This is a genomic window from Pectinatus frisingensis (assembly GCF_014076555.1).
GTDB lineage: Bacteria > Bacillota > Negativicutes > Selenomonadales > Selenomonadaceae > Pectinatus > Pectinatus frisingensis.
In genome coordinates this window covers 155,011-173,859 of sequence record NZ_CP045424.1, presented here as the reverse complement: position 1 = coordinate 173,859, position 18,849 = coordinate 155,011, and the positions used below count along the sequence as shown (strand labels likewise).

Below are 18,849 nucleotides of genomic sequence, written 5' to 3'. Positions count from 1 at the left end.
AAAACCTATAATTTATAAATATATGTGAATAATAATTTTTGCAATAAATTTAACTTGATATAAATATTATTACGCATTTTTTGAACTGTTGTCAACATATCCATAACAGCTTTCCTGTTTAATCCAATGTTCTCGCCAAATCGCACGGCAAGGACTATTTCAACAAAATGTCTGATATCTATATCGTGCCAATTTTTTTCATTTTGCTGCAAATAATCAGCATAAACCAGATAGTCCATATGGACCGGTCTCATTAAACCGTTGTAATTTGCCAATCTTTCCATATAACCATATATTTCTTTTGTTCTTGCTGCCTGATTGGCCGCATTGATATCACAGGCAAAACATCGCTGCAAATCGTTACGGCATTTACGCTGCCAGACAACGGCTGCTGTGATACCGCTTATAACGACTAGTACCACAATTGTCCATCCTATTGGGGTATGTGTCAAAGCACTATTATGCTGTTCACTTTTTCCATTATCCTGATGCTGCGTCGTCCGCAGTTTATCAATATTCTTATTGGGGTTTTGTTGCTGCTGTTTATCAGACTGCTGCTTTGTTTGGCCTCCCATTTCCTTATCCTGAATTGGTGAAACAAATCCTGGCGTAAATTCCACTGGCCGCCAACCCCAGCCATTTTCATAAATTTCAACCCAGGCATGCGCTTGTTTGTCTACTACAGTAAAATCATGAATTGGTTTACCGGCATCACTGCCAATAACCGCTCCATTATTTATCGTTTCTGCCGGAATGGCATACCCTACAACATAACGTGCCGGTATTCCCGCCTGCCGTAAAATCAAAGTAGCTGCCGAAGCAAAATATGTGCAATATCCTTCATGAGAATCATCCAGGAAATACTCTACAAAATCTCTACCCTGCGGTACTTTGCCTGGTGCAGTAGTATAGTGATAATTTTTCTGGAAATATTGCTGCAGCTGTGCAATAAGCTCGTCCCGTTCCTGATCAGTCCTAACCTGTCGTATTGGAAAATGTTCTGAAAATTCATCCAGTGCACCTTTAGGTACCTGCAAATAATTATTATATACGAATGCACGATAATCTTTTTCTTCATAAGCATAATACAATAAATATTTATTATACTGACCATATTCTTCAATGAATGCATCTATCCCACCATAATTTGCCGGCATATTATACGCTGATGCCTTATACAGTTTCGTACCGGTTTCTTGCGCTGCCCTGTCATATTTAAAGGCCGGACTTGATATATCCATATTATAGGGGAAAAAATACTGTTCCTTTTCTGAAAACATTTTTTCTATCTTAAACTGTCTTGCAGTAAAAAAATCAGCATAGCCGGTATTGCCCGCCATATATTTCATAAGTTCGTTTTGTCCTTTGCGATCTTCTTTCAGAGCCTCAAAAATAATGACACTTTGATCATACCATGCGCCCGGTGAATAGGCTGCAAATAATTTATTATATTGTCTATAAGCTTCTTCTGGTAAATCATTCCAAGAATTATTTTGATATACTGCACCAAAATAATTACGCAGATATAAATGATCCTTCGTCTGCAGCGATGTACTAACCTGCATTATTTTACGACCTGTTTGTGTCAGATTATCCATATCACCCAACTGTCCTTGTCCATTCATTCCATGCCGAATGTCATCCATGGCTGTAGCCCTGTCCGCCGGTGACAAATAATCATTTAAAAGATCTTTTACTCCTTGCGGCAAATATTGCATAAAATGCGATGGCACGTAGGATGACTTTGGTTCCGCCATCTGAATAACCGTGCCCGAAAGGAATACCATAAGTACTATTATTCCTACTCTTATAGCCGCTGACCCCGGCCGTTTCCTATTATCATATGCATACACAGCCATTCCAAAAGCAAATATTCCCATGATACTATGATAATCGGGCAATACACCAAAATAGAGTCCCACTATGCATATTGGCAGCGTCATTAATAATAACAACATCCGCCCTTTGTTTATTTTAAGTAAAAAGCTAAGACCTGTCACTGCCAAAAATATAAATAGCCATATTATCGGCCGTTGACTTATCATATAATTAACTGTTGGCAGTTTAAACAAGATAATATTGAGATGATAGGGCTGCTTTAAAACCTCTATGAACCCATTTCCAATATATAATAGACTGGAATATAAGAGTACCCGGTATTGGCAGGCAATATATAACCCCGCACCAATAAATAAAAGACGGCAATATATACTGCCAATTCTTTTATCAATATATATTGATAAATATAATATACTACTCAATATTATTGAAAAAATCACATCACTAATTAAAACGGTAAATTTTGTATATGCTAAAATGCAATTCAATAACGCTAGTACACCTAAATTTATTAAAACAAACCAGCCTGCCGCATCAACACATTTTCTGATAAATTTCATAGCCGCCATACCTCTGATAGACTATTAGTAAGATCATTTTTGTTGATAAATATTCCCTTACCACAAATTTGGGTACAATCAACGCCGATAAATATTACCGTCATGTGCGAATATAATTTACTACAAGTATTTATTATTGATTCTTCAATAGCATCCGTTACATAAAATATATTACTATACTGCTGTTTTATTGTACTGCTGATAGCTTTTAAATTTATTAATTGGGAAAAATCATGTTCAATTTTTATATACTCAATAATCGCCCGGTCAAAATCAGCCATATTATTAATATTACTAAACTTTGCCCTATCATCTGCCAATGCATAAGCAAAGGTAAAACCGCCATATTTATTAAGTAATTGTGCCCCTATTACATAAAAAACTTCATAAACCGCATTGCGGGAATCTTTATCGGCCAGCTCAGTTACATCAAAGAACAAAATACTACCGCTTTCGGATTGTTGATAAAATTCTTTCACATAAATTTCATCATGAGCTATACTCGCCTTCCAATGTATATATCTGCCATTATCTCCTTGTTGATAAAGTTTCATACCATACATTTCGCTGCCATTTCCAATATTAAATAACTTTTTGTCATCGACTGTCACCGCAGCAAAGCTTTTATACAAACGTGGCAATACCAAAATAACATTTGTCCCTGAAGAATTTTTTCGGCAAGAAAACAGTCCCAGCAGATCGTACATTTTAACAAAGCCAATACTCACAGCTACTCTGCCGCAATATTCTAGACGACAAGCATAATGAACCGGTTCAGCCGCAAAAAATGACTGATTAATACTAAGCAGCTGTTCTGCCATAATTTGGCCGGTTTCAGTTTTCTCCTGAATTTTTACATACACATCCATAAAAAGGAAAATCATACGCTGCATCACAGACAGCGGTAAATTTATTGTTTCACCATAAGTACCGACAATCACCGTATTTAACAGATCCACTCTCAAAAAAAATCTTCCCAGTAACAGCAGCAGCAACGATATGAATGGCAGGACACAAATCAAAACCAACAGAAAAAAAGCTTCATATTGATCATATAAAGTATAAATTGAAACACCGGAAAAAAACACAAATATATATATCAGCCTATGCCATGTCATTTTATCGCTCCGCAATTTTAGGCAGTGGTAATGCCTTTACTAATGAAGCAAAAATATCATCTGGCGAGTCATGTTCAAAACGAGCCCGATTATTGAGTATCAGCCGATGCTGCAATGTCGGCTTTAAAATTGCTATTACATCATCCGGGCGGGCATAATTTCTGCCAAAGAGCATTGCCCTGGCTTGAATCATTTTTACTGCCGCAATGCTGCCGCGCGGACTCACTCCAAGTTCGATCTGTTCTGATTGTCGTGTTAATTTAGCCAGTTGGGCAATATATTCATAAATGCTGTCATCAATATAGACCTGACGGGTTTTTTCCTGTAGAGTAACTAAATCTGCGGAATTTATCACACTATTTATAGCCGATAACGATTTATTCTGCGACCCCTTTAATATTTCAATTTCTTCTTTTACCTCAGGATAACCGATAGACAGTCTTATTAAAAATCTGTCTGCCTGTGACTCTGGCAATTCCTGTGTACCAATTGATCCTGCCGGATTTTGTGTTGCAATAACGATAAAAGGTTTTGGTACATCCCTGGTTACACCATCTACAGTGATACAGCCCTCTTCCATAACCTCTAATAATGCTGATTGTGTACGTGGTGACGTACGGTTAATCTCATCCGCCAGTAAAATATTGGTCATAGCAGCTCCCGGTACATAATGGAAACTGCCTGTATTCTTATCATACATAGAAAACCCTGTTATATCCGATGGCAGCACATCCGGAGTGAATTGCAGACGTTTCTGCTCCAATCCTAAAGCCTTGGCAAATGCAACCGACATTGTTGTTTTCCCGACGCCAGGAATATCATCTATAAGGACATGCCCTCCTGCTAAAATAGCCATCATGATTTTTTCTAAAACGTCTCTTTTTCCGATAATTACCTTTTCTACTTCATTTAGTATAGAATCTATTATCATAACTGCATCGGCCACTGTTGTCCACCTCTAAAATTAAATATTCTCCACTTAAAATCTGAATTATATTGTACCATCATTAATTTCATTTTTATAGCCTTATTTATTCAATAACATATTACCATATTCCTCAGCATAGCAGATTATCCGACATTCTTTATTGGCGGACGCAAAAATACGGCATTATAAAACAACTCCGGTGTCGGTAATAATTATATTATCACCGGCACCGGAGTTATTTTGATAACTACTTATTATTCAGTCCAGACCAATTCATTATATTCCCTGGCCTGTAGGTTGATTTACCAATTTTTCAGGTTTTACCTCTATAGCCGTATCACGAACTTCTTGCGGTACTGCCAGCTGCATAACATCATCGAGTGGTTCTATTGTTATCGTAAGATGCGCCTGCAAGCTATTGATAAAATCATCAACGGATGGACTACCCACAATTTCATTTATCTCAGCTGCGCCATTACCCACGCCAATACTGTTTTCAGGTTGACGCGTTGGTAATGCTGCTATTGGTGCCGACTGGATTTTTGATCCCAGTGCTGAACTAAACACCGCTTTCATAACTGCTTTCAATTGTTCAGTGATATCTAGATCAACACTAGCAATACGGTGTGTAGTTTTATCAATCAGTATTGTACTTACAATGTCCCTGCTATTTCCTAATGAATCTAATATATCTCTTACCATTTTAATAGTATTAGCCCTGTCAGCCGTCGGAATTCCCGAAAATACGGCATTACTATCTTTTAAAACTTTATTGCTGTCAAATAATTTTTTATTGTTGAACTTTACTCTTAATATTTGTCCATTATCTGTTTCTTTATCAATATTTATGGTATCCACCGCATTTATTGTATCCCGCATTTGCTGAGCATAATCAAAATCTGTTGCCCCCAACAATTTTTTTAATTCCGGATCAAGCTGCTGTTTTTGTACATACCATTGTTGTTTTTTCTTATTGTCATCTTTAAACATATAATAAATCTGTTCTTCATTATTTGTCAATTGCATATATTGCGTAATATTAAAAATCGGCTGGGGTTGTTTACCCGTGTTTATTGTTGATTGTCCGGTCAACACACTTTTGGCTAATAATGGACTTTTTTGGCACTTGATATCATCGGCTACAGTAAAATTTCCTATTGAAGTATTCAATGATAAATGTACGACATAATTAGCATTAGGCATATTCATATTACCAAGTGCCTCTTTATATACGCTAACTGCCCTATCTGAAACGGTGTCAGTGCCGCGATACACCGTATCCTGAGCCATTACTTTTTCTGTAAACAAACATGCTGCCACTGTAAAAATGCATAAAATCTGTATCATTTTCTTTTTCATCCGTATTCCTCCATTTGTTGCCATATTCTAATCTGCCATACCTCAAATTTTATTGCTATGTAATTATATTCATTATTATACAAAATAATCTATTTCTCAACAACCGCAGTTGCATCATTCACGTCTGGACTAAATGTCACATTATATGCTATGCTATGCTAAGTTATAATATAGTTATTCGAGGGATATATCATGAAACTAAAACTTTCTGGTTACTATCAACTGCCTTTTTTGGCGCAACCAATAATATTTGATTTTGAAGATGTATTTGACAATACTTTCATGAAAAAATACACCCATTATAAAAATTTTGAACGCTTTTTAGACAATGGCAAATTTACTATCAACTGCCAAAAAGATTTTGAAAATTTACCTGAGGATATAATGGATTCTCATGTTGCTAAAAACACCAAATTTTCTTCCTGGCAGGAAATGCTTGACTTCGCCACTGATCGTTACATAAAAAAGAACGTAACTAAACCTTCGGTGCAAGATTAACATTATTAGTCATTTTCATTATTAGGAGATAATCTTTTATGTGGGATAAACTATTTTCAACTATTTCACATGTCACTCTGCATGACGGTAAATTAAGTACATATACTATTAAAGATATTCCCAGTGATATGTACACTCACATTTTACCCCTTCTGCCCGCGGCATTAAAAAGTTCAGGTATAACAACTAATTTCATGAACAAACAATATCGCATTACCTCTACTTATTCTCACGATGGCGGCATTACAAAATTGTATATAAAAATGAAAAACCCCGCATGGGCAGAAGCCCATCTCATGACTTGCGGATACAGCCGCACTAATCACAAAATATTTCAAACTATACTCAATAACCGAATGGGAGAAAAACAGACTGTTATACCACCTGCCCTACCCTATCTTGTCAGTAATGTAGAACCAGGTATAATAATGGATAAAGAGTGCCTGACCTGGCTTTCGCCTTTTGCCCGCTGCATTGCTTGGGCCGCACTCGATCCACAAAATTATATGTTATTTATGAAACAGTAGTATGAATCACATGCCGGCCTTGTAAATATAAAAGTGGCTGCCACCCATAAACATTTTCATTCATAAATATGCTCTTTCGCCATTCTTGTCCCCATTTAAAAGCACAAGGAACTGTATCGGCCGGAGTGGAGTATCTTTATGAAGTCAGTGTCATTCGTGTGACAGCCTTTTTATTATTTATCTTTCTTTATATATGTACCAATTTTATAAATACTTATCCGTCTGCATTCATCATTATGGCACGTACACTTTAATACACTATATGGCCCAATGTTGGCATCCCGGCTTACAACCACATCACCCTCATCGAACGGTGTTCCACACAATGGACACTGCCCAATAAATTCATTTACCAATGGAGTAAAATATTTATAATAATTTGTATGTTTACAACCAGCACAAGGATAAGTATATTTAGGATAAGCTTTATATTTGCATTTATCGCAAATAAGAAATTCACTCACGCTACACTTCATCTCCTTTTAACGCATGACAATCTTTTTCAACTATTTAATGCTGCTATTTCACAAACAGGCAGCTTTGCCAGAAAATTATATTCATAAGCCAATTGGTAAAAAGTCTTCAAAGCCAGCAGTTCTTTTTCACCGATATCATATTTTATAACATCAAAATACATCCATAACTGTTGATATGAAAATGGTTTTTTATTCAGTACCATTTCAATTATTTCACCTCTGGATGCAATTCCATTGTCAAATCCGGTACGGATACTATTATACACCCGGTTTAATTGAGTGGGATATTTTTCGGCAAAGCTGCGTGTTACCGCCCATACTGCGTAAACCATTGGCAAACCGGTCATTTTTTTCCACTCTGCTCCCAAATCGTAGTAGTATATTCCATCCTGGTGATGATAATTAACATATAATGCATCATCTCCTATCAACAAATCGGCAACTTCATCATTTGCAAATAAATTTAACGGATCAATTTTCTGAGTCGAATATACTGGTACACAATTGTATTCTCTACGCAAAATTATCTTTAGCAGACAATGTGATGTTGCCGATTGAGCTGTTAAAAGTATTTTTTCGCCGCTTAATCGTTCAATAGGTTTTTTTGCTGCTAAGATGATACTTTGAACCTTACCATCAGAAACAATTCCCAGATTTGGCAGCATTAACAGTTTTTCGCTCATTTCTCCAAAAGCAAATGATGACATCGGACTTATATTCAATTCATTTTTTTGCATTGCCCGATTAAGTGATGAAGGAACAGCAGATACCAATGAAAGTCCCTTATGATAACCACATTTATATAAGCTATATGTCAATGGTAAACAATTTAGAAAATTTATATGCCCTACACGCGGCTGTCGCAATAGCCTTACTCCCTTTATAATAATCTAAATCCCTATTTCTTACGATATTCTTCAGCTTTAGAATGGCTGTCATAAGATTTTTTTTCCGGTGGCGGTGTTATGTCAATGATCTTTGTTTCATGCTTCTGTTGTGCTATATCACTGCGGTAAGGACTTTCTTGTTTATTTCTTTTTGTCAATTTTCGCCAAATGTTGATTGCCAGCATAATCAACAGCAAAAGTATAGCAATATTGGCAACTGTCCCCAGTATACCGCCCATAAATCCACCCCAGCCGAATAAATGTGACAAAAGCCCGCCTAAGAACATTCCTCCTGCAAAAATACTTGCATTCCTTAGAATACCACCCCACCGTGATGAAGTTGTATTTGTAGTATTTTTATCGATGGTATTTTTTGCTGCCGGATTTTTTTCACTAAGTGACGCTGCATTTTTTGACGGTTCATATGCTTTTTCTGTTCCGGTTGAACTTTTTGGTGCAGTTGTCTTAGGTGCGGTCACAGCCGGTGCCTTAAACGAAGGTGCACGGGCCCCACCTCTGGCTGCAAAAGAAATATTGCTCAATGTAAGCATCATTACCAACAAGATAGCACTGATTTTCTTTATATTCATTATATTATATCCTCCTGATGTCATTCTTTATAAGCTTTTATATCCTCAGGAAAAGCGTATATTTCCGCTAATGTATCCAGTTCTCCTGACAAATAACGATCAATATCGTCAACATCTATATATATTTTGCAATCAACGTCCAAATATCCCTGCTCAGCAGCATGGCTGAGGTCGCGTATTGCCATTAATTTTTCCCGTAACTTCAAACATTCATCCCGTGTGGCATGGATATCAAGTTTTATCTGCGGCACACCGTTTTCCCGTAAAACTTCCTGCAAACTCACTCTTTTAGACATAATACCCTCCTGTTATATTTTTTTATCGTCAATACTTTTATTGCCTTTATCTAATATTTTTTGCAAATCCCGCATGGCATGCAGGTGTGTTTCATATTCCAAATCATTCGCATCATAATTCATACGCCTTTTTAATGCATCAATTTGATTTTGAATTTTAAATTTTACTTCATCAGTCATGTCTGCACCGCTTTCTGGTTTTCCCATGGTGTTAACTTTAGTCCTAATTATAACAAATAGCTTTTTACCATACAAGCAGGTCTAAAAGCTAAATTACTTAAAATCATCACTATTAAAATCATCTTATATTTCCTTAGTTTAATACATAATCAACTGTGACAACAATGTATAAATATACGTATTGTGTTATCCACAAAGTTATCCACAATTACCGTTAAAATGTGGATAACTCTTAAATCTTTTGTGTTTATTAATCTGTTTATGCACAGGCTAAAATGCGTTTATCCACAAGCTTTTTAATTTATCACTTTTATTTATATTATTATCAGTAATACCCGACCCTTTATTTATAAGTCTTTATCCCTTTATAGAAAAAATCAAGGCACTAAATATAGTGTCTTGATTTTTTTCACCACAATATACCCCTGTGGATAACCTTTGAAATAAAAAATTATTAGGTCATTGCATCTTTATTACTTTTCAGCACGAAATTTTACCAATGCATTTTCCATTTTTCTGACGTTATCTTCCAAAGTAATACCTGCATTATACGCCTTTACTGCAGCCATCTGTTCCATAAAACTGCTACTGTATATTATTTCAACACGCTTTCCCAACAGACATTTTGTTTGACGCATTACAAGATTCATATTAGCATTATTGGGTAAAAGAATATATTTTTCCGCGATATCACTATGTACCGTATTAATAAAATTGCCAACAGCCAGTCCTTTTTCCCTATCCACCATCAAGACCAGGGCTCCGCAATGCTGAAGCTTTATGGCATCGGCATCATTTTCTGCCACTGCCAATACACTCAGCTTACTCAGCGGCCGTCCCAGCACAAGCGGTTTATGGTACTCAGCCATATTATCGACGCGTATATCATAGGAATTGCCCCAGCCGGTTATTTTTTCAACAATTACTCCCGGCCTTTCCACGTGCAAATGAATTCGCACATCGTGCATTTTCTTTTCCACCACAATCATTTTACCGTATTTAGCCAAAGCTTTTTTTATATTCTCGACAGTTGCCTTACAATTATAAATAGTCATTTGCACGCAATATGGATAAACAATGTCATTTATCGGCTCCGGTACGGTGTGTGAAGTTTTCGTTCCTGAGGAAAATATTAACGCCGGTGATACAAAATTTCCGTCCAGTCCGGACTGACATCCTTCTAACAGCACCATTAACGCTTTAGCTCCCGCATCAACACACCCGGCTTTTGCCTCAAACTCTTTCAGCGCCTGTGTACCGGCGGCAATAGCCGCTGCCAGTATTTCAGAGATTGGTCGATTATTGCGTACTGCGCCATGTGCTCCTTTTGCTACTGCTTTTGCCGTTATTATTATTGAACGCTCCGTATCTTCATCAGAAGTCCGCTGCGCATATAAAATTCCGTATTGAAACGCTTTACCCAAAACGGATGAATCCACATCATATTTACCGGCAAGTCCCTTTGCTATACCGCGAAAAATCTGGGCTAAGAGGACACCGGAATTCCCCCGTGCCCCCAAGATTGCACAATTGCTTACCGAACAGGCTATTGCCCCAATTCCGTCATTATTACTGTTTCTTATTGACATAGCTGCTGCAGCCATAGTCCGAAGCATATTGGTTCCGGGACAAACCAAATCGGCAAGCGACGTTCCATCCAGACTATTTATATTTTCATATTCTAATAAGAAGGCACTATATGCACCAGCTATCATTCTCTTAAAGTCACTGCCGGTTATTATTTCTTTATTGCCATCCATAAATATCGCCCCCATTACTATCAATTCAATTTTACCCGATTACCTGATAAATTACAATCTCCTATCATACAATGGCTTTTCCAGTAAATTTATATAACAAATTTAAAAGCTTATAATATTATAGCAATTTTTTATTGATTGTTATATAATTAAAAAATGAATATCATTCGTAAATAGAAGAGGTGTGCTTCTTGTATCCAATAAATTTAATTCTTGACAATAAACCTTGTGTTGTTATCGGTGGAGGAATGGTAGCCTGCCGAAAAATAAAAGGCCTTATCGACGCTAACGCCAAAATCACAGTTATAGCCCCGAAATTAAATGATGAACTTCAAATTCTGCAAGCTGAAAATTTATTTGTCTGGTTGAAAAAATCTTATGAATATGGCGATATCAAAAATTACATTCTGGCTATTTGCGCAACAGATGATGAAGAAATAAATCATCTGGCTGCCAATGAAGCAAAAACAGAACATATCTTGATAAATGTTGTCGACAGATTACCTTTATGTGATTTTGCCATGCCGGCTGTCATTCGTCGCGGCAATCTGCTCATAACATCGTCTACCAACGGAAAAAGCCCGGCAATGGCCAGAGAAATCAAGCGTGAATTGGAAGATTTCATCGACAGGGGATATGCCCCGTTCATCGAAAAATTGGCTGTACTGCGTCAAGAAGCGGCATCGGTAATCCCTACTTTTCGTCAACGCGAGGATTTCTGGCGAAAAGTTCTCAATAAGGATATAATGATTTTAATTCATAAGGGTAAGGTAAAAGAAGCGGAGGATAAAATTCGTAATGCAATTAGCAGTTTTAGGGCTTAATCATAAGACGGCACCCGTAAATATCCGTGAAAAATTTTCTATCAGCTCAGAAAGTGTTATTGAGGGGCTGCATCATATCGACGATTATGGCAATATATTGGAAGCTGTTGTCTTATCGACCTGTAACCGCAGCGAAATATATGCCGTTCTTGATGATGGAAATGAAGGCCGTGATACATTAAAAAGATTTTTGTTCGATCTTACCGGCAACGAAGACGATATTGACTATTATTTGTACTATTATCCTGATCACGCTTGTATTCAACACTTGTTTCAAGTAGCCTCCAGCCTCGATTCGTTAATAATCGGGGAAGGACAAATTTTAAGTCAGGTAAAAAAGGCTTATACTATAGCCAGAGAAAATGGTGCCACCAGCACCGTTTTAAACACGTTGTTTCATCGTGCAATTTCCACGGGAAAGAGAGTACGCACTGAAACCCATATAGCTTACAATGCTGTATCGGTCAGTTATGCTGCAGTAGAACTTGCCCGCACTGTATTTAAGGGTGATTTGAGCAATTCTTCCGCTCTGATTTATGGTGCCGGTGAAACAGCTGAATTAACGGCAAAAAATCTTTTAGGTAAAGACATCAAAAAAATATACATCGCCAATCGTCACATTGAAAAAGCCCGCTTACTCGCTGACAAATTTGACGGAAAAGCCGTTCCTTTTGACAAAGCCTTCACCAGTACAGAAGATATTGATATAGTAGTCACATCTACTGGTGCTCCGCATTATGTAGTAAAAACATGGGAAACCCAGCAGTTCATGGCCAGAAGAAAGGGAAGGCCACTAATTTTTATTGATATTGCCGTGCCACGCGATGTCGACCCCGATGTAGCTAAAATAAAAGGGGTTCTTTTATATAATATCGATGATTTAAAAGCTGTCGTTGAAGACAATATAAAACGTCGCGGACAAGAAGCAAAGATTGCCTATAAAATCATCGGTGAAGAGGTAGATGAACTCATTGAACGTTTCCGCTATCTGAGTTTTCGTCCGGTAATGGTTCTCCTGACCGATAAAGCTGATCGCATACGCTGCCGTGAAGTAAAACGAGCGATGAATAAGCTTGAAAATATTACACCGGCACAAGAACGCGTTATTGAAAATATGTCAAAAATGATTGTACGAAAACTGCTCCGCGAACCAATGACTAAACTTAACAGCTCTGCCGGAACATCGCAGGAAAAATTCTATATTGACGCTATGAAAAAATTATTTAAACTCGATGTCTTAAAGGAGAAAAACAGTGAAAAGCAAAATAGTTATCGGTACGCGCAGCAGTAAATTAGCTTTATGGCAAGCTAAATATGTGGCTAATTGTATCCGACAGAAATATCCGGAAAAAACTGTAGAATTACTGCATATCACTACCAAAGGTGATAAAGTTCTGGATGTACCGCTCGCTAAAATAGGCGGCAAGGGATTATTTACCAAGGAAATTGAAACTTTCATGCTTGATGGAACTATCGACATTGCCGTGCACAGTCTTAAAGATATGCCTACTGCTTTACCCTCGGGCCTTATACTTGCAGCAATAACTAAACGGGCTGATGTCAGCGATGCCTTTGTCAGTACAAAATACAACAGCTTTACCGCTCTGCCGCCGGGAGCAAAAATAGGTACATCAAGTCTGCGCCGCAAAGCACAGTTGCTCAACGCCCGTCCTGATTTACAGATTTGTGATTTGCGCGGCAATGTCAATACCCGCCTCGATAAATTAAACCAGGGCCAATATGACGCAATAATATTGGCCGCAGCCGGCTTAAAACGACTTGGCTTAAGTGATAAAATCACCGCTTTACTATCCCCTGAGCTTTGTCTGCCGGCTGTCGGACAAGGTGCATTGGCAATTGAGGCCAGAAAAAACGATACCGAAATGCTCAGTTTATTGGCATTTTTGCATGATAAGGCAACAGCCACTGCAACAACTGCTGAAAGAGCTTTTTTATCCAGGGTAGAAGGCGGCTGTCAGGTACCGGTCGGTGTGTATGCACAGACAAAGAAAGACCGTATTTCAATCGAGGCGGTCATTGCTTCATTAGACGGTAAACAACTGCTGCGTGACAAAGCTGTCGGTCCCATTACTGAAGCTGCAGATCTTGGCAGACAAATCGCCAATAAACTTCTCGACGCCGGTGGTTTAGCAATAATGCAGCAGATTGGCTTACTAATGGAACAATAATTATCAATAAGCAAATTTTAACATTTTATTTTAATAATCGGGAGGAAATATGGCAGGAATTGTTTATCTTATTGGAGCAGGTCCTGGTGATACAGGTTTATTAACAATAAAGGGAGCTGAATGCATAAAAAAAGCTGATGTAATAGTGTATGATTATCTGGCTGATAATAAACTTCTTACCCTGGCTGACAAACACGCCCAGTTTATTTATGTCGGCAAAAAAGCAAGTCAGCACACTATGCAGCAAGAAGAAATAAACCAGCTTTTAGTAAATAAAGCCAGGGAAGGTAAAATAGTTGCCCGCCTTAAAGGCGGTGACCCATTTGTTTTTGGCCGCGGTGGAGAAGAGGCTCTTGCCCTAAAAAATAATAGTTTACCCTTTGAAATAATTCCCGGTGTGACTTCTGCAATCGCAGCAGCTGCTTATGCTGGTATTCCCGTTACCCACCGTAAAATTGCATCATCTTTTGCCGTAGTCACCGGCCACGAAGACCCCACCAGAAAAGAGTCAGGACTTAACTGGTCACATCTGGCAACAGGTGTAGATACCTTAGTGTTTTTAATGGGTGTAGGCAAGCTTCCCTATATAACCGAACAGCTTATGAAAAATGGTCGAGCTGCCAATACTCCTGCAGCCTTGATTCGCTGGGGTACAAAACCACAGCAGGAAGTACTGCTTACAACAGTCGAAAATGCAGCACAGGATACCAAACTTCATGGTTTAAAACCACCGGCAATATTTGTTGTAGGAAATGTGGTAAAACTGCGTGATTCACTTAAATGGTTTGACAATAAAATACTTTTTGGCAAAAACATACTAATTACTCGTTCACGCGAACAAGCTTCTAAGCTTACTAATCAATTGGAACAACTTGGAGCAAACTGCCTGGAAGCACCGACAATAAAAATAACGGATCCAGATGATAATTATGCCGGATTGGATAAATCCATTGATAACATTCACACATATGATTGGTTAATATTTACCAGTGTTAACGGTGTCGAAAAATTCTTTGACCGCCTCCACTGCAAACATCATGATACAAGAATATTAAACCACGTCAAAATTGCCGCTATTGGAGGAAATACTGCTGAAAAACTTCTCACTTACGGCATAAAAGCTGATTGCGTCCCCGAAGAATTTCGTGCTGAAAGTTTATTAACCAAGCTTCAGCCTTATATAAATAAAAACAGCCACATTCTCTTAGCACGAGCTAAAGAAGCACGTGCTATACTGCCGGAAAAATTGCACCAGGCAGGTGCAGCTGTGGATGTCATACAATGTTATCGCACGGTTACAGCCGATTTTGATTATAGTGCTATTATTGACAAACTCAAAGCTGGAAAAATCGACTTAATAACTTTTACCAGTTCATCTACTGTTTTAAATCTACTAAAATTGATTAATGGCAAGACCGAACTGTTAAATGACGTCCTAACAGCCTGTATCGGTCCAATCACTGCCGCGACCTGCCGGGCACATGGACTAAAATCCAATATTATCGCACAAACATATACAATTGACGGCTTAACAAATGCAATCAAAAACTTTTATCAGCCAGACAATTGAATTGACAAGCAAAGTATGCATTGTTATAATCCTGACTTTGACACTTGTAAAAGCTAAAAAAGCCTAAAACCCTTCTGGAAGAAGAATTTTAAGCTTTTAACTGATTGTATTTTAGTGAGTAATGTTTTTTCGATTTTTGTAAATGGGAAAAAATTATTCCTTCTATGTTTATAATGTGTTGATATGATTGGGATTGAAAGATTTCATGTATATATTATGATAATTTTTACTTACAATTGTTATATATACAAAATCATTCATTTTATATTTCAATATTTCGCATATTATACCATATATATAGCAAATTACAAAAAAATACTCAAAATATAAAACTGAAATTTGACAAATAACTCTGCTATTTAAAAGACTTCTAGCTGTTTTTTCATCTTACAAGTGTCAAACTCCCGTTTTATCAGCCAGACAATTGAATTGACAAGCAAAGTATGCATTGTTATAATAAAAAAATATTATAAAATTGTAAAATAAGAATGTTATTCAAAAGGGGTGGACAAAGTTTTATGAAATTGACACAAAAACTGGCAGCGATAATTGCCATATGTGTTTTAGCTATTGGAACAGCAGTAATTGCAGGCTGTGGTTCTTCCGCCGACTCCGACAAAAAAGTCTTGCGTGTCGGCATGGAATGTGCTTATGCACCGTTTAACTGGGCACAAAATGATGACACCAATGGTGCCGTTAAAATTGCCGATTCAGATCAATATGCAATGGGTTATGATATTCTCATGGCCAAAAAGATTGCTGACGGTATGGGCTATAAATTAGAAATACATAAAATGGATTGGGACGGACTTATCCCTGCTGTCAATACTGGCAAAATTGATGCAGTAATCGCCGGTATGAGCATTACCGACAAACGCAAGCAAACAGTTGATTTTTCTGATGTCTATTACAATGCTTCTATTGTTGCTCTCGTCAAAAAAGATGGGAAATATGCCAATGCTCAAAGCGTTGCTGATTTAAATGGGGCCATTGCTACTTCTCAGCTCAATACTGTCTGGTATGACATGATTGACCAAATTCCTAATGCTGATAAACAACCAGCTATTGATAATGTTCCCGGCATGATTGTCGCTCTTACTTCTGGGAAGGTTAACGTTCTTGTCCTTGATAAACCCACTGCTATGGCCGCAGTATTCGCCAATCCTGATTTAAAGATGCTTGATTTTACTGGTGATGGTGCATTCAAAGCTTCTAAGGAAGACGTTGAAATGGGCATCGCCGTAAAAAAGGACAACAGTGATTTACTCAAAAAAATCAATGAACAACTGGCGAAAATTAACGATGATGACCGCAATAAAATGATGGAAGATGCTATAAAGGTTCAACCTTTATCTAAATAGTTCCAGCCATGAAATAAATACAGCACAAAGATGTGATGGGGTGGCGAAAGCCACCCCTATATTTTTTGTGGTTTATTCAGACTAAACATAGTATAATATGTTTAGTTTTTGTAAATTTCGTAACATATTCAAGGGAGAGTGGTTTAATGGCAGCGGATATGCCAACAACCTTTTTAGGTTGGGTTATGTTTATCATCAACCAATATGGCACTGCTTTATTACAGGGAGCGGGTGTGACATTATTACTGGCCCTATTTGGTACATTCATTGGTTGTATCATTGGCCTGTTTGTGGGCATTGTCCAAACTATCCCGGTAACTGACAGAACCAATTCGGGTTTTAAGTTTTTAAATAAAATCATTCAATTCATTTTCGCCGCTTACGTGGAAATTTTTCGCGGCACACCAATGATTGTTCAGGCAATGGTCGTTTATTATGGTTCAATGGCGGTATTCAATATTGACATGTCGGCCATGGTAGCCGGTTTCTTAGTTGTTTCCGTTAATACCGGTGCATACATGGCAGAAACAGTCCGTGGCGGCATTATTTCCGTTGACAAAGGGCAGACCGAAGCCGCTATGGCTATAGGCATGAACCATATCCAAACAATGTACACTGTAGTACTGCCACAGGCCTTGCGGAATATTATGCCACAAATTGGCAACAACTTAATCATTAACATAAAAGATACATCAGTATTAAATGTTATCTCAGTGACCGAGCTGTATTTTGTCTCAAAATCCGCAGCTGGTGTTTATTACCGCTATTTCGAAGTATTTTTTGTCACCTGCGTCATTTACTTCATCATGACTTTTACCGCTTCACGGATTCTCCGCTATATTGAGCACCGTATGGCTGGCTCAGCGGACTATCAACTGGTCAATGATCCGATGGCTGATCCTACCGGTATCTTCCCTAATAATTCAAATCAGGGAGGAAAACAATGAATACCACAAAAAATACACCTATTTTATCAGTCAGACATTTAGTAAAATGTTTTGGACAACGAGAAATCTTAAAGGATATTGATTTTAGTATCGACCATGGAAACGTCATCAGCATAATCGGTGCTTCAGGATCTGGTAAATCGACTATGCTGCGCTGTATTAACCTTCTGGAGACACCCACCTCCGGTGAAATAATTTTTGAAGGCAAAAACATACTTGATATCAGCAATAACATACCCTTATATCGGACAAAAGTAGGAATGGTTTTTCAGTCTTTTAATTTATTCAGCAACATGTCTGTACTGCAGAACTGTATGGTCAGTCCGGTAACTGTCCTAAAACGTCCTAAAAAGGAAGCTCGACAAACCGCCATGCAATATCTGGAAAAAGTAGGCATGGCGCAATATATAAATGCCCGTCCCGACCAATTATCCGGCGGACAAAAACAACGTGTAGCCATAGCCCGTGCCTTGGCTATTAAACCTCAAATTTTACTTTTCGACGAACCGACATCCGCTTTAGATCCCCAAATGGTCGGTGAGGTATTAAGCGTAATGAGTGACCTGGCTAATGAGGGCCTTACTATGATAATAGTAACACATGAAATGGCATTTGCCCGTGATGTATCAAATCGGGTAATTTATATGGCCGATGGTGTTATAGTTGAAGACGGTACTCCTCAGGATATTTTTGGTAATCCACAAAATAAAAAAACCCAGGAATTTTTGGCACGATTTACTAAAAACATATAAATTAACAGCAAAAATATCCTTTGATTTAGTAAAAATATACTAATCAAAGGATATTTTACTTAATATTCGGGCTCATAATTTACATATTTTTTATCAAAAAATCTCTCCATACATGAAAAAACAGGTCACTGTTGAACAGCAGTTATTTTATGTTATAATATGAATCAGATTCAATTTTTATAAAAAGA

At 37.7% G+C, this 18,849-nt stretch carries 19 protein-coding genes; 9 read left to right on the top strand and 10 right to left on the bottom strand.

Annotated elements, in window-relative coordinates:
* Positions 1-5: 5 nt before the first annotated feature.
* From F8M42_RS00800 to F8M42_RS00785, 4 genes are all read right to left on the bottom strand, one after another.
* Positions 6-2,399 (bottom strand): transglutaminase-like domain-containing protein, encoded by a 2,394-nt coding sequence (locus F8M42_RS00800; protein ID WP_182187541.1) that lies wholly within the window; start codon positions 2,397-2,399, stop codon positions 6-8.
* Positions 2,396-3,358, bottom strand: coding sequence for a DUF58 domain-containing protein (locus tag F8M42_RS00795; RefSeq protein ID WP_229711574.1), 963 nt, complete (start codon positions 3,356-3,358; stop codon positions 2,396-2,398). The genes F8M42_RS00800 and F8M42_RS00795 overlap by 4 nt, the downstream gene beginning before the upstream one ends.
* A 160-nt stretch (positions 3,359-3,518) precedes the next feature.
* Positions 3,519-4,463, bottom strand: a complete 945-nt coding sequence (locus F8M42_RS00790; protein ID WP_196595675.1) for an AAA family ATPase — start codon at positions 4,461-4,463, stop codon at positions 3,519-3,521.
* 258 nt (positions 4,464-4,721) lie between these two features.
* Positions 4,722-5,804, bottom strand: coding sequence for a hypothetical protein (locus F8M42_RS00785; protein ID WP_182187539.1), 1,083 nt, complete (start codon positions 5,802-5,804; stop codon positions 4,722-4,724).
* A gap of 192 nt (positions 5,805-5,996) precedes the next feature.
* Between F8M42_RS00785 and F8M42_RS00780 the strand changes: the two genes are divergently transcribed.
* Together F8M42_RS00780 and F8M42_RS00775 are read left to right on the top strand one after the other, a co-directional pair.
* Positions 5,997-6,302 (top strand): hypothetical protein, encoded by a 306-nt coding sequence (locus F8M42_RS00780; RefSeq protein WP_182187538.1) that lies wholly within the window; start codon positions 5,997-5,999, stop codon positions 6,300-6,302.
* A gap of 38 nt (positions 6,303-6,340) precedes the next feature.
* Positions 6,341-6,829: a hypothetical protein gene (locus F8M42_RS00775; RefSeq protein WP_182187537.1), complete on the top strand. Its 489-nt coding sequence runs from the start codon at positions 6,341-6,343 to the stop codon at positions 6,827-6,829.
* A 173-nt stretch (positions 6,830-7,002) separates the two neighbouring features.
* Here the strand turns inward: F8M42_RS00775 and F8M42_RS00770 are convergent, their stop codons facing one another.
* The 6 genes from F8M42_RS00770 to F8M42_RS00745 form a co-directional block, all read right to left on the bottom strand.
* Positions 7,003-7,293, bottom strand: coding sequence for a hypothetical protein (locus tag F8M42_RS00770; RefSeq protein ID WP_182187536.1), 291 nt, complete (start codon positions 7,291-7,293; stop codon positions 7,003-7,005).
* 38 nt (positions 7,294-7,331) lie between these two features.
* Positions 7,332-8,171: a menaquinone biosynthetic enzyme MqnA/MqnD family protein gene (locus F8M42_RS00765; RefSeq protein WP_182187535.1), complete on the bottom strand. Its 840-nt coding sequence runs from the start codon at positions 8,169-8,171 to the stop codon at positions 7,332-7,334.
* A gap of 32 nt (positions 8,172-8,203) precedes the next feature.
* Positions 8,204-8,782: a hypothetical protein gene (locus F8M42_RS00760; RefSeq protein WP_182187534.1), complete on the bottom strand. Its 579-nt coding sequence runs from the start codon at positions 8,780-8,782 to the stop codon at positions 8,204-8,206.
* Positions 8,783-8,802: 20 nt separating this feature from the next.
* A complete protein-coding gene (locus F8M42_RS00755) occupies positions 8,803-9,078 on the bottom strand; it encodes a hypothetical protein (protein WP_182187533.1) in 276 nt (91 codons plus the stop codon).
* A 12-nt stretch (positions 9,079-9,090) separates the two neighbouring features.
* Entirely contained in the window at positions 9,091-9,285 is a 195-nt protein-coding gene (locus tag F8M42_RS00750) for an aminoglycoside phosphotransferase (RefSeq protein ID WP_229711378.1), read from the bottom strand.
* A gap of 446 nt (positions 9,286-9,731) precedes the next feature.
* Entirely contained in the window at positions 9,732-11,018 is a 1,287-nt protein-coding gene (locus F8M42_RS00745) for a DAK2 domain-containing protein (RefSeq protein ID WP_182187532.1), read from the bottom strand.
* A gap of 191 nt (positions 11,019-11,209) precedes the next feature.
* On the opposite strand from F8M42_RS00745, the gene F8M42_RS00740 reads away from it, so the two are divergent.
* The 7 genes from F8M42_RS00740 to F8M42_RS00710 all read left to right on the top strand — a co-directional run bounded on the left by F8M42_RS00740 (position 11,210) and on the right by F8M42_RS00710 (position 18,661).
* Positions 11,210-11,842 (top strand): precorrin-2 dehydrogenase/sirohydrochlorin ferrochelatase family protein, encoded by a 633-nt coding sequence (locus tag F8M42_RS00740; protein ID WP_182187531.1) that lies wholly within the window; start codon positions 11,210-11,212, stop codon positions 11,840-11,842.
* Entirely contained in the window at positions 11,817-13,133 is a 1,317-nt protein-coding gene (hemA, locus tag F8M42_RS00735; RefSeq protein ID WP_182187530.1) for a glutamyl-tRNA reductase, read from the top strand. Before F8M42_RS00740 ends, hemA begins: the two co-directional genes overlap by 26 nt.
* The gene (gene hemC, locus F8M42_RS00730) at positions 13,096-14,031 is read left to right on the top strand and encodes a hydroxymethylbilane synthase (RefSeq protein ID WP_182187529.1); all 936 of its coding nucleotides are present in this window, start codon (positions 13,096-13,098) and stop codon (positions 14,029-14,031) included. The genes hemA and hemC overlap by 38 nt, the downstream gene beginning before the upstream one ends.
* Before the next feature lie 49 nt (positions 14,032-14,080).
* Positions 14,081-15,601, top strand: coding sequence for a uroporphyrinogen-III C-methyltransferase (gene cobA / locus F8M42_RS00725; protein WP_182187528.1), 1,521 nt, complete (start codon positions 14,081-14,083; stop codon positions 15,599-15,601).
* Between the two features lie 518 nt (positions 15,602-16,119).
* Positions 16,120-16,962: a transporter substrate-binding domain-containing protein gene (locus tag F8M42_RS00720; protein WP_182187527.1), complete on the top strand. Its 843-nt coding sequence runs from the start codon at positions 16,120-16,122 to the stop codon at positions 16,960-16,962.
* Between the two features lie 146 nt (positions 16,963-17,108).
* Positions 17,109-17,909 carry an amino acid ABC transporter permease gene (locus F8M42_RS00715; RefSeq protein ID WP_182187526.1) on the top strand — a complete coding sequence of 267 codons (801 nt, stop codon included), beginning with the start codon at positions 17,109-17,111 and terminating at the stop codon, positions 17,907-17,909.
* 20 nt (positions 17,910-17,929) lie between these two features.
* Entirely contained in the window at positions 17,930-18,661 is a 732-nt protein-coding gene (locus tag F8M42_RS00710; protein WP_326832827.1) for an amino acid ABC transporter ATP-binding protein, read from the top strand.
* Positions 18,662-18,849: the final 188 nt, after the last annotated feature.